This window comes from Azotobacter beijerinckii (assembly GCF_900110885.1).
Taxonomy (GTDB): domain Bacteria; phylum Pseudomonadota; class Gammaproteobacteria; order Pseudomonadales; family Pseudomonadaceae; genus Azotobacter; species Azotobacter beijerinckii.
Genome location: NZ_FOFJ01000011.1, coordinates 1 through 11,148, shown reverse-complemented (window position 1 = coordinate 11,148; position 11,148 = coordinate 1). Strand labels below are relative to the sequence as shown.

The following is an 11,148-nucleotide window of genomic DNA, read 5'->3' as shown; positions in this document are numbered from 1 at the left end:
GCGGTGCGCGCCGTGCCCGGCCCTCTCAACGGACCGCCATGGCATGCCGCGAGCCGCTCCATTAAGCTTGCGCCGCCTCTTTTCAAGCAAGGATTCCCGATGCGCTGGATCACCCGCCCCGGCTGGCCGGGCAATCTGCTGGCCCTGGCCGCCGGCGCCCTGACCCCTCTCGCCCAGGCACCGTTCGACCTCTGGCCGCTGGCGCTGCTGTCGATCGCCCTGTTCTACCTGGGCCTGCGCGAGCTGGCGCCGCGGGCCGCGCTGTGGCGCGGCTGGTGCTACGGCTTCGGCCTCTACGCCGCCGGCACCGGCTGGATCTACATCAGCATCCACGACTACGGCGCCGCCTCGGTGCCGCTGGCCGGCCTGCTCACCTTCGCCCTGATGCTCGCCCTGGCGCTCTTCTTCGCCCTGCCCGCCTGGCTATGGAGCCGCTGGCTGCGCCGGGACGCCGCGCCGCTGGCCGACGCCCTGGGTTTTGCCGCCCTCTGGCTGGCCCTGGAGGGCTTTCGCGGCTGGTTCCTCACCGGCTTTCCCTGGCTCTACGCCGGTTACAGCCAAACCGAGGGGCCGCTCGCCGGGCTGGCGCCGCTGGGCGGGGTCTGGCTGCTCTCCTTCGTCCTGGCGCTGTCCGCGGCGCTTTCGATCAACCTGCCGCGCCTGATCCGCCGGCCGCTGGCGCTGGCCGGCGCCCTCGGCCTGCTGCTCGCCCCCTGGGGACTCGGCCTGGCGCTCCAGGGCCATGCTTGGACCCACCCCGCCGACGCGCCGCTGAAGATCGCCGCGGTGCAGGGCAACGTGTCGCAGAGCCTCAAGTGGGACCCGGAACAGCTCAGCGCCCAACTGATGCTCTACCGCGACCTCACCCTGCAGCGCGCCGCCGCGGTCGACCTGGTGGTCTGGCCGGAAACCGCCGTGCCGATTCTCAAGGAGTACGCCGAGGACTACCTCGCCGGCCTCGACCGCTACGCCCGCCCGCGCCACCTCGCGCTGCTCACCGGGGTACCGATTCGCCAGCGCAACGCCCAGGGCGAGCCGCGCTATTACAACGGCATCGTCGTGGCTGGCGAAGGCTCGGGCACCTACCTGAAGCAAAAACTGGTGCCCTTCGGCGAATACGTGCCGCTGCAGGAGCTGCTGCGCGGGCTGATCGCCTTCTTCGACCTGCCGATGTCCGACTTCGCCCGCGGCCCGGCCGACCAGCCGCCGCTGCAGGCCCGCGGCTGGCGGATCGCCCCCTACATCTGCTACGAGGTGGTCTACCCGGAATTCGCCGCCGGCCTGGCCGCACAGAGCGACCTCTTGCTCACCATCAGCAACGACGCCTGGTTCGGCACCTCCATCGGCCCCCTGCAGCACCTGCAGATGGCGCGGATGCGCGCCCTGGAAGCCGGCCGCTGGATGATCCGCACCACCAACAACGGTATCACCGCGCTGATCGACCCCTTCGGGCGGGTCACCCAGCAGCTGCCGCAGTTCCAGCGCGCCGTGCTCTACGGCGAAGTGACGCCGATGCAGGGACTCACCCCCTACCTGCAGTGGCGCGTCTGGCCGCTGGCGACCCTCGCCGTCCTGCTGCTCGGCTGGGCGCTGCTGCGCCGGCGCACCGAGCAGTCCGCGGCAAGCGGACCGGCCGTCGAGGCTCAGCGGTAGAGCAACGGATAGAGCAGCTGCCCCAGCGCCTCGTTGAGCAGCAGGCCGCTCTGCCACAGCGCCCGCCCCTCGGGCAGCCAGCCGCCCAGCGGACGAGCGTTGGGCACGCCGAGAAAGCCCGCCGGAGCGGGCAGCACCGCGAAGCCGGCCCGCTCGAAGCACCAGCGGGCCCGCGACATGTGCCAGGCCTGGGTCACCAGCACCACCCGGCGGATACCCTCGCGCTGCAGCAGCTCGGCGCTGTAGCGGGCGTTTTCCCAGGTCGTCCGGCTGCGCTCCTCGCGCCAGCGCAGCGCCAAGCCATGGTCGCGCTCCAGCACCTCGCCGAGCAGCGCCGCCTCGCTGGGCGGCGCGCCGAAATGCAGGCCGCCGCTGGCCAGCAGCGGCAGGCCCGAGGCCCGCGCCAGACGGGCGGCGTAGCGCAGCCGCTCGAGCGCCAGCGGGCTCGGCTGGTCGCCGCCCCAGGCCGGATCGCCGCGCTCGCGCCCGCCCCCCAGCACCACGATGGCCTCGGCGCGCTGCGCCAGCTGCGGCCACTGCACTTCGGCCAGGGCCGGCTCGCGCTCGAGGGCCCGCGCCGCCCACTCCACCGTCACCGGCAGACTGAGCAGCCACAGCCCGCCCAGCCCGACGGCGAAGCACAGCCCGGCCGCCCGCGGCGCGCGGCGGCGCAACCACCAGCCGAGCGCCAGCAGGAGCAACAGCCCGGACGGCGGCAGCAGGAGGTGTTTGAACAGGTAGCGAAGCGGCATGAATACCTCAGCAGGAGGCATGCAGCCTAGCAGATCGGTCGGCGCCGCCGGCCGACCAGGAACAACCGCGAAGCGCACGCCGGACAGGCCGCAATGCAGCCCGCGCGGCGCTGCCGCACGGCCCGTCCGCACAGCGCGCAGAACAGCCGGGGATGACCCAACGGGCGAAGCCTGCGCGATCCGGCCAGGCTGTCGACCGGCACGAAGGCGCGGGCGGCACGCTCCTGGCGCTCGATCAGCGCCAGTTCCTCGGCCGCCGCCTGCCAGCCGCGCAGCCACTGCAGGTCCTGGCGCAGCCAAGCGCGGATCAGCGCCCGCTCGGCGGGCGACAGATCGTGCAACTCCAGCACGCCCGGCTCCGCCCCGCCGCGCCAGCGCACGGCCTCGGCTCCGGCGAGGGCGCAGGCGATCCGCTCGATCAGTCGCCGGTACAATCCGCCACCCGCTCTCGCCTCGCCCATCCCACACCTCGACACCGGGAGAAACGACACCCTTCCCCTGAGCTTAGCCCCCGTCCCCGCCGCAGCCTGCCGCCGCGACCAGCGGCGGCCGTTCCGCACCGGCCCGGCGTTTCCCATGGCCGCGGCCCCTCATGTATGCTAACGGGTCTTCCAAAGCCCTCTTTTCCAGCGCCAGCAGACCATGCACGAACAGTATCAGCCCCGCGAGATCGAAGCCGCCGCGCAGTCCCTCTGGGATGCCCAGAAGTCCTTTGAGGTGCGCGAGCAGCCCGGCAAGGACACCTTCTACTGCCTGTCGATGTTCCCCTACCCCAGCGGCAAGCTGCATATGGGGCACGTGCGCAACTACACCATCGGCGACGTGATCGCCCGCTACCAGCGCATGCAGGGCAAGAACGTGCTGCAGCCGATGGGCTGGGACGCCTTCGGCATGCCGGCGGAAAACGCCGCGATGAAGAACCAGGTGGCGCCGGCCAAATGGACCTACGAGAACATCGCCTACATGAAATCCCAGCTGAAAAGCCTGGGCCTGGGCATCGACTGGTCGCGCGAAGTCACCACCTGCAAGCCGGACTACTATCGCTGGGAGCAGTGGCTGTTCACCCGGCTGTTCGAGAAGGGCGTGATCTACCGCAAGAACGGCACCGTCAACTGGGACCCGGTGGACCAGACCGTGCTGGCCAACGAGCAGGTCATCGACGGGCGCGGCTGGCGTTCCGGCGCACTGGTCGAGAAGCGCGAGATCCCGATGTACTACTTCCGCATCACCGCCTACGCGGAAGAACTGCTGCAGAGCCTCGACGAGCTGACCGGCTGGCCCGAGCAGGTCAAGACCATGCAGCGCAACTGGATCGGCAAGAGCTTCGGCGCCGACATCGTCTTCGACTACGACGAAGCCAGCGTCGGCGAGGCCGGCCAGCTGAAGGTCTACTCGACCCGTCCGGACACCCTGATGGGCGCCACCTACGTCGCCGTCGCCGCCGAACACCCGCTGGCTCAGCGCGCCGCCGCGAACAATCCCGAGTTGCAGGCCTTTATCGCCGAGTGCAAGGCCGGCTCGGTGGCCGAGGCCGACATGGCCACCATGGAGAAGAAGGGCCTGGCCACCGGCCAGTTCGTCGTCCACCCGCTGACCGGCGCCCTGCTCCCGGTGTTCGTCGCCAACTACGTGCTGTGGGGCTACGGCGAGGGCGCCGTGATGGCCGTACCGGCCCACGACGAGCGCGACTTCGAGTTCGCCAACAAGTACGGCCTGCCGATCAAGCCGGTCTACAAGAAGATCTTCATCAAGGATCAGCCCCGCGGAGAGCGTAATCCTGAAGATCAAGAAGAACATGTGGATCCCGCTCAGTGGCAAGAGTGGTACGCATGGAAAGAACACTTGGTGACCATCAATAGCGGCAAGTACAACGACCTCTACTTTGATGGCGCCTTCGATGCCATCGTCGCCGATCTGGAAGCCGGCGACCACGGTGCCCGCAAGACCCAGTTCCGCCTGCGCGACTGGGGCATCAGCCGCCAGCGCTACTGGGGCTGCCCGATCCCGATCGTCCACTGCGACAGCTGCGGCGACGTGCCGGTGCCGGAAGACCAGTTGCCGGTGACGCTGCCCGAGGACGTGGTCCCGGACGGCGCCGGCTCGCCGCTGGCGAAGATGCCGGAATTCTACGAATGCAGCTGCCCGAAATGCGGCAAACCGGCCAAGCGCGAAACCGACACCATGGACACCTTCGTCGAGTCGTCCTGGTACTACGCCCGCTACGCCTCGCCGACCTATGAGCAGGGCATGGTCGACCCGCAGGCGGCCAACCACTGGCTGCCGGTGGACCAGTACATCGGCGGCATCGAGCACGCCATCCTGCACCTGCTCTACGCGCGCTTCTTCCACAAGCTGATGCGCGACGAGGGCCTGGTGTCCTCCAACGAGCCGTTCAAGAACCTCTTGACCCAGGGCATGGTGGTCGCCGAGACCTACTACCGCCCCCTGGCAAACGGCGGCAAGGACTGGTTCAACCCGGCCGACGTGGAAGTCGAGCGCGACGCCAAGGCCAAGGTGATCGGCGCCAAGCTCAAGTCCGACGGCCTGCCGGTGGAGATCGGCGGCACCGAGAAGATGTCCAAGTCGAAGAACAACGGCGTCGACCCGCAGGCGATGATCGATGCCTACGGCGCCGACACCTGCCGCCTGTTCATGATGTTCGCCGCTCCGCCGGAACTCTCCCTGGAATGGTCCGACGCCGGCGTCGAGGGCGCCAGCCGCTTCCTGCGCCGGGTCTGGCGTCTGGCCCAGAGCCATGTGAGCGCCGGCCTGCCGGGCGCACTGGATACCGGCAGCCTGAACGACGCGCAGAAAGAGATCCGCCGCGCCATCCACCTGGCCATCAAGCAGGCCAGCCAGGATGTCGGCCAGCACCACAAGTTCAACACCGCCATCGCCCAGGTGATGACCCTGATGAACGTGCTGGAGAAGGCGAAGGCCGAAAGCGAACAGGACCGCGCCCTGCTCCAGGAGGGCCTGGAAACCGTGGCCCTGCTGCTGGCGCCGATCACCCCGCACATCTGCCACGCGCTGTGGGAAGCGCTCGGCAAGGACGGCCTGATCATCGACGCCGCCTGGCCGGCGGTGGACGAGTCGGCCCTGGTGCAGGACACCCTGACCCTGGTGGTGCAGGTCAACGGCAAGCTGCGCGGGGAAATCCAGGTGCCGGCCGCCGCCTCCCGCGAGGAGGTCGAGGCCACCGCCCGCGCCAACGAGAACGTGCTGCGCTTCACCGAAGGCCTCGCCATCCGCAAGGTCATCGTGGTGCCGGGCAAGCTGGTCAACATCGTCGCCAATTGATGCGCCGTCCCGGCGGCAAGAGGCCGCCGGTCACCGAAGGGGAAACCAGATGATCAAACGGAGCCTCGCGCTCGTCGCCCTGACCGGCCTGCTCGGCGCCTGCGGCTTCCATCTGCGCGGCACCGGCGGCGAGAGCACGCGCATCGCCCTCAGCGAACTCAACCTGACCGCCCGCAACGCCTACGGCGAGACCCAGCGGCTGCTGCGCAGCCAGCTCGAGGCCAACGGCGTCAAGGTATACGCCGGCGCGCCCTACGAGCTGGTCCTGACCCGCGAGACCGAGAAACGCCGCACCGCCAGCTACACCAGCACCTCGCGCAGCATGGAATACGAGCTGAGCACCACCCTCGAATACGAGCTGCTCGATACCCGCAAGCTGCAGCTCGGCAGCAACGAGCTGACGGTGCAGAAGGTCTACGTCCACGACCAGAACAACATCACCGGCTCGACCCAGGAAGCCCTGCAGCTGCGCGAGGAAATGCGCCGCGAGATGGTCCAGCAGTTGATCCTGCGCCTGCAGCAGCTCACCCCGGAGCGCCTCGCCCAGATGGAGCAGCAGGCCCAGGAACGCGCCCGGGCCGAAGCGCAGGCCGCGGAGGCGGCCCAACGCGCCCAGGAAGAGCAGCAGAACGAGCCGCAGCAGTCGCCGCTCGATCTACCCACCGAAACCCCCTGAGGTCGCCGGGCGGGGCCACGGTCCCGCCCCTTCCCGCCGCATGAAACTCTCCTCCGCCCAACTGCCCAAGCAGCTCAAGGACGTCCTGGCGCCGGTCTACGTGGTCAGCGGCGACGAGCCGCTGCTCTGCCAGGAAGCCTGCGACGCCATCCGCGGCGCCGCGCGCGCCCAGGGTTTCAGCGAACGCCAGGTGTTCGACGCCGACGCCAACTTCGACTGGAACAAGCTCTACGAGGCCGGCGCCAGCCTGTCGCTGTTCGCCGAGAAGCGCCTGCTGGAACTGCGCATTCCCAATGGTAAACCCGGCGACAAGGGCGCCGCGGCGATCCTCGAATACCTCGCCCGTCCCGCCGAGGACAGCCTGCTGCTGATCGGCCTGCCCAAGCTCGACGCCGCCACCCAGAAGAGCAAGTGGGCCAAAGCGCTGCTCGACGCCCCGCAGGTGCAGTTCGTGCAGGTCTGGCCGGTCGATGCCGCCCAGCTGCCGCAGTGGATCCGCCAGCGCCTGGCCCAGGCCGGGCTGGCCGCCAGCCAGGAGGCGGTGGAGCTGATCGCCGCCCGCGTGGAGGGCAACCTGCTGGCCGCCGCCCAGGAGATCGAGAAACTCAAGCTGCTCGCCGAGGACCAGCAGGTCACGGTCGACACCGTGCAGGCCGCAGTGGCCGACAGCGCCCGCTTCGACGTCTTCGGCCTGCTCGACGCCGCCCTCGCCGGCCAGGCCGCCCATGCCCTGCGCATGCTCGCGGGGCTGCGCGGCGAAGGCGCGGAAACCCCGGTGATCCTCTGGGCGCTGGCTCGCGAACTGCGCCTGCTGGCCACGCTCGCCCAGCAGTACGCCCAGGGCGTGCCGCTGGAGAAGGCTTTCGCGCAGGCGCGCCCGCCGGTCTGGGAAAAGCGCCGCCCGCTGCTCGCCAAGGCCCTGCAGCGCCACCCGGCGGCGCGCTGGAACCAGCTGCTGCGCGACGCCCAGCTGATCGACGCGCAGATCAAGGGCCAAGCCGAAGGCGAGCCGTGGAGCGGCCTCGCCCGGCTGACCCTGGCCATCGCCGGTCAGCGCCTGCAGCTGCCGCCGGAAGCCTGAAGTGCCGGAGCGACTGGACATCTTTTGAACAGCCGCGCATGATGCCCGCGCCTGCACGGGGCAGGCCTCGCAGGAGGAATCCGATGGGCAAGAAATCCCGCTCCCGGCCGAACAAGGCCAAATCCCTGGTCGCGCAACCGCTGTTCCGCTGCCGCCAGGAAGCAGCGAAGAAAGGCAAGGGCAGCTACCGCCGCGAAGCCTTCCGGTCCGACGACCGGGAGGCTTTTGTCTTTCTGGCGGCCTAAAAAACCACCGCCCCGCGCTCCCCCCTCTTCGCCCCGCTCCATCGCCCTCGCCGCTACGCCGAAAATGCCTTCAGCACCTGCTGCACGGCGCGCACCGCCGCCTGGGCGCATTGCTCGTCCTGCTGTTCGGAAGCGCCCGAGATGCCGATGGCGCCCACCGCCGTCCCCTCGAACAGGAAGGGTTCGCCGCCGCCGAACAGTGCCATGCGCGGCTGCAGCGGCAGGCCCTGGCGGACGGCGTCGGACATTCCGGCCAGGCGCTCTTCCCAGACCCGCGTCGGCGCCGCGAAACCGACGGCGGTCAGCGCCTTGTTCAGGGCGATGTCGCGGCATTGCAGCGGCGCGCCGTCCATGTGTGCGGTGTGGATCGGCAGCCCTGCCGCGTCGACCACCGCGATGCTGACCCGCACCGACAGCGCCGCGGCCTGATCGAGCGCCGCCTGCAGGGCCTGCATGGCCAGGGCCAGGTTGATGCTATCGGTACGGCGGAGAGAAGGTTTCATCGGGTTCGCGTCCTGTCTCGGCAAAAAAAGCCCGGGAGCGAAACCGCCCCCAGGCTCAAAAACCGCCACAGCCAAGCCGGGCGGACCGGTTGGCGTGTTACGCCGAAGCCTGGCGGGCAGCCTCGCCCTGCTGGCGCAGCAGATCCAGCGCCACGTCGACGATCATGTCTTCCTGGCCGCCGACCATGCGCCGCTTGCCCAACTCGACGAGGATGTCCACGGTGCTCAGACCATACTTGCTCGCCGCCACCTCGGCATGGCGCAGGAAGCTCGAGTAGACGCCGGCATAGCCGAGGGCCAGGGTCTCGCGGTCGACCCGCACCGGGCGGTCCTGCAGCGGACGGACGATCTCGTCGGCGGCGTCCATCAGGGTGTAGAGGTCGGTGCCGTGGTTCCAGCCCAGGCGCTCGGCCGCAGCGATGAACACCTCCAGCGGCGCGTTGCCGGCGCCGGCGCCCATCCCGGCGAGGCTCGCGTCGATGCGGTCGCAGCCCTCCTCCACCGCGACGATGGAGTTGGCCACCCCGAGCGACAGGTTGTGGTGGGCGTGCATGCCGGTCTGGGTCGAAGGGTCGAGCACGTCCTTGACCGCGCGGAAACGGTCGCGCACGTCGCTCATGCTCAGCGCGCCGCCGGAGTCGACCACGTAGATGCAGGTGGCGCCGTAGCTTTCCATCTTCTTCGCCTCGACGGCGAGGTTCTGCGGGGTGGTCATGTGGCTCATCATCAGGAAGCCCACGGTGTCCATGCCCAGTTCGCGGGCGTACTCGATGTGCTGCCGGGAGACGTCGGCCTCGGTGCAGTGGGTCGCCACCCGGACCACGCGGGCGCCGGCTTCGTAGGCTTCCTTGAGATGGTGGACGGTGCCGATGCCGGGCAGCAGCAGGGTGGCGATCTTCGCGTGCGTCACCACCTCGGCCACCGCTTCGATCCATTCGAGATCGCTGTGGGCGCCGAAGCCGTAGTTGAAGCTCGAGCCCTGCAGGCCGTCGCCGTGGGCGACCTCGATGGAATCCACTTTCGCCTTGTCCAGCGCGCGGGCGATGTCCTGGACGTTCTTGATCGAGTACTGGTGACGCACGGCGTGGCTGCCGTCGCGCAGGGTCACGTCGGAGATGTACAGCTTCTTGTTCGGATCGAAAGTCATCTTGGCTCTCCTCGGGCGGCGCCACGGGCGCCGCTTTCTTTGACGGGTAACTGCCTCAGAACCTGTCCACGACCTGCTGCGCGTCGGCTAAACGGCGTTGAAAACGACCTCGGAATGCTCATTTACACCTCGTAAACTCCGCTTCCTCGGCCGTTTTCGCCACCGTTCATCTCTAGCTCGCGAGATCGTGAACAGGTTCTTACAGCTTCACGCAGACGTTCTTCAGCTCGGTGTAGAACTCCAGCGAGTGCACCCCGCCCTCGCGGCCGATGCCCGACTGCTTGGCGCCGCCGAAGGCGGTGCGCAGGTCGCGCAGGAACCAGCTGTTGACCCAGACGATGCCGGCCTCGATCTGCCCGGCGACGCGGTGGGCGCGCGAGGCGTTCTCGGTCCAGATCGCCGAGGCCAGGCCGTAGGGCAGGCTGTTGGCCAGCTCGACGGCTTCCTCTTCGGTATCGAACGGGCGGATGTGGCAGCAGGGCCCGAAGATTTCCTCGGTGACCACCGGCGAGTCGTCCGACAGGCCGGTCCAGATGGTCGGCTGCACCCAGGCGCCGTCGGCCAGGTGTGCCGGCATCTCCGGCACGCCGCCGCCGGTAACGATGGTAGCGCCCTCGTCCTGGGCCTTCTGGTAGTAGGAGAGCACCTTCTCGCGGTGCTTGTGGCTGACCAGCGGGCCGAAGTTGGCCTTCGGATCGTTCGGCTCGCCGATCGTCAGTGCCTCGGCACCGGCCTTCAGGCGGGCGACGAATTCGTCGAAGATCGGCCGCTGGACGTAGACCCGCTCGGTGCCCAGGCAGACCTGGCCGCAGTTGGCGAAGGCCGAGCGCAGGGTGCCCTCGATGGCCTTGTCCAGATCGGCGTCGGCGAAGACGATGCCGGCGTTCTTGCCGCCCAGCTCCAGGGACACCTGGCGCACGCCCTTGGCGGCGGCACGCATGATGGTTTCGCCGGTACCGGTTTCGCCGGTGAAGGTGATGCCGTCGACGTCCGGGTGGGCGGTGAGGAAGGCGCCGGCCGAATCGCCGCCGAAGCCGTGCACCACGTTGTAGACGCCGGCCGGCACGCCGGCGGCGTTCATCACCTCGCCGAGCAGCGCGGTGGTGCTCGGGGTTTCCTCGGACGGCTTGACCACCACGGTGTTGCCGCAGGCCAGCGCCGGGCCGACCTTCCAGGTCATCAAGAGCAGCGGCAGGTTCCACGGGCTGATCACGCCGATCACGCCCTTGGGCCGGCGCACGCCGTAGTTGAGCGCGCCGCTGCCGTCCGGGGTGGCCATCTCGAAGGCCTCGGTGGGCACGTTCTTCACCAGGTCGGCGAACACCGAGAAGTTGGCCGCGCCGCGCGGGATGTCGATGTGGCTGGCCAGCGATTTCGGCTTGCCAGTGTCCTGGCACTCGGCCTCGAGAAAATCGTCGAAGCGCGCGGTGATGCCGGCGGCGACGCGGTGCAGGATCTCGGTGCGCTCGGCCACGCTCATCTTGCCCCAGGGGCCTTTGAGGGCGGCGCGGGCGGCCTTGACCGCGGCGTCGACCTCGGCCTCGCCGGCTTCGTGGACCTTGGCGATCACCTGGCCGTTGGCCGGGTTGACGTTGTCGAACAGCTTGCCGCTGGCGGAGCCGACGTACTGGCCGTTGATGAAGTGCTTGATCTCTTTCATGGGCTCAATCTCGTGAAATCTGGAATCAGGTCAGGACGGTGAGGAAGCGTTCGTTGAGCTGGCGGTCGTGGTAGAAGATCGCCTTGCCCAGCTGGTCGGCGGTCCAGGTCACCGGCGGATGGTCCGGGTAG

At 69.1% G+C, this 11,148-nt stretch carries 10 protein-coding genes and 1 pseudogene; 5 read left to right on the top strand and 6 right to left on the bottom strand.

The features are described from left to right. Nucleotides 1-99 precede the first annotated feature (99 nt). Entirely contained in the window at nt 100-1,653 is a 1,554-nt protein-coding gene (lnt, locus tag BMY22_RS07730) for an apolipoprotein N-acyltransferase (RefSeq protein WP_090620920.1), read from the top strand. Here lnt and BMY22_RS07725 read toward each other — a convergent pair. After that, nucleotides 1,644-2,405, bottom strand: a complete 762-nt coding sequence (locus BMY22_RS07725) for a YdcF family protein (protein WP_090620919.1) — start codon at nt 2,403-2,405, stop codon at nt 1,644-1,646. The genes lnt and BMY22_RS07725 overlap by 10 nt on opposite strands. Before the next feature lie 26 nt (nt 2,406-2,431). Then, on the bottom strand, nt 2,432-2,839 hold the full coding sequence (locus BMY22_RS07720) for a hypothetical protein (protein ID WP_425265964.1): 408 nt from the start codon (nt 2,837-2,839) through the stop codon (nt 2,432-2,434). Between the two features lie 208 nt (nt 2,840-3,047). On the opposite strand from BMY22_RS07720, the gene leuS reads away from it, so the two are divergent. The 4 genes from leuS to arfA all read left to right on the top strand — a co-directional run bounded on the left by leuS (nt 3,048) and on the right by arfA (nt 7,707). Continuing rightward, the gene (gene leuS, locus BMY22_RS07715; RefSeq protein WP_090620916.1) at nt 3,048-5,705 is read left to right on the top strand and encodes a leucine--tRNA ligase; all 2,658 of its coding nucleotides are present in this window, start codon (nt 3,048-3,050) and stop codon (nt 5,703-5,705) included. Nucleotides 5,706-5,754: 49 nt separating this feature from the next. After that, nucleotides 5,755-6,381 carry an LPS-assembly lipoprotein LptE gene (locus BMY22_RS07710; RefSeq protein ID WP_090620914.1) on the top strand — a complete coding sequence of 209 codons (627 nt, stop codon included), beginning with the start codon at nt 5,755-5,757 and terminating at the stop codon, nt 6,379-6,381. A gap of 40 nt (nt 6,382-6,421) precedes the next feature. After that, on the top strand, nt 6,422-7,462 hold the full coding sequence (gene holA, locus BMY22_RS07705) for a DNA polymerase III subunit delta (RefSeq protein WP_090620913.1): 1,041 nt from the start codon (nt 6,422-6,424) through the stop codon (nt 7,460-7,462). Between the two features lie 83 nt (nt 7,463-7,545). Then, nucleotides 7,546-7,707 (top strand): alternative ribosome rescue factor ArfA, encoded by a 162-nt coding sequence (gene arfA, locus BMY22_RS07700; RefSeq protein WP_090620911.1) that lies wholly within the window; start codon nt 7,546-7,548, stop codon nt 7,705-7,707. A 53-nt stretch (nt 7,708-7,760) separates the two neighbouring features. Here arfA and BMY22_RS07695 read toward each other — a convergent pair whose 3' ends face one another. From BMY22_RS07695 to BMY22_RS23720, 4 genes and pseudogenes are all read right to left on the bottom strand, one after another. After that, nucleotides 7,761-8,210: a GlcG/HbpS family heme-binding protein gene (locus BMY22_RS07695; RefSeq protein WP_090620910.1), complete on the bottom strand. Its 450-nt coding sequence runs from the start codon at nt 8,208-8,210 to the stop codon at nt 7,761-7,763. Between the two features lie 97 nt (nt 8,211-8,307). Then, complete coding sequence (gene dmpG / locus BMY22_RS07690; protein WP_090620908.1) at nt 8,308-9,357, bottom strand: 4-hydroxy-2-oxovalerate aldolase; 1,050 nt, start codon at nt 9,355-9,357, stop codon at nt 8,308-8,310. A 199-nt stretch (nt 9,358-9,556) separates the two neighbouring features. Further along, a complete protein-coding gene (locus BMY22_RS07685) occupies nt 9,557-11,017 on the bottom strand; it encodes a 2-hydroxymuconic semialdehyde dehydrogenase (RefSeq protein ID WP_090620906.1) in 1,461 nt (486 codons plus the stop codon). A gap of 25 nt (nt 11,018-11,042) precedes the next feature. Further along, nucleotides 11,043-11,148: pseudogene (locus BMY22_RS23720) on the bottom strand (catechol 2,3-dioxygenase); the annotation flags it as partial.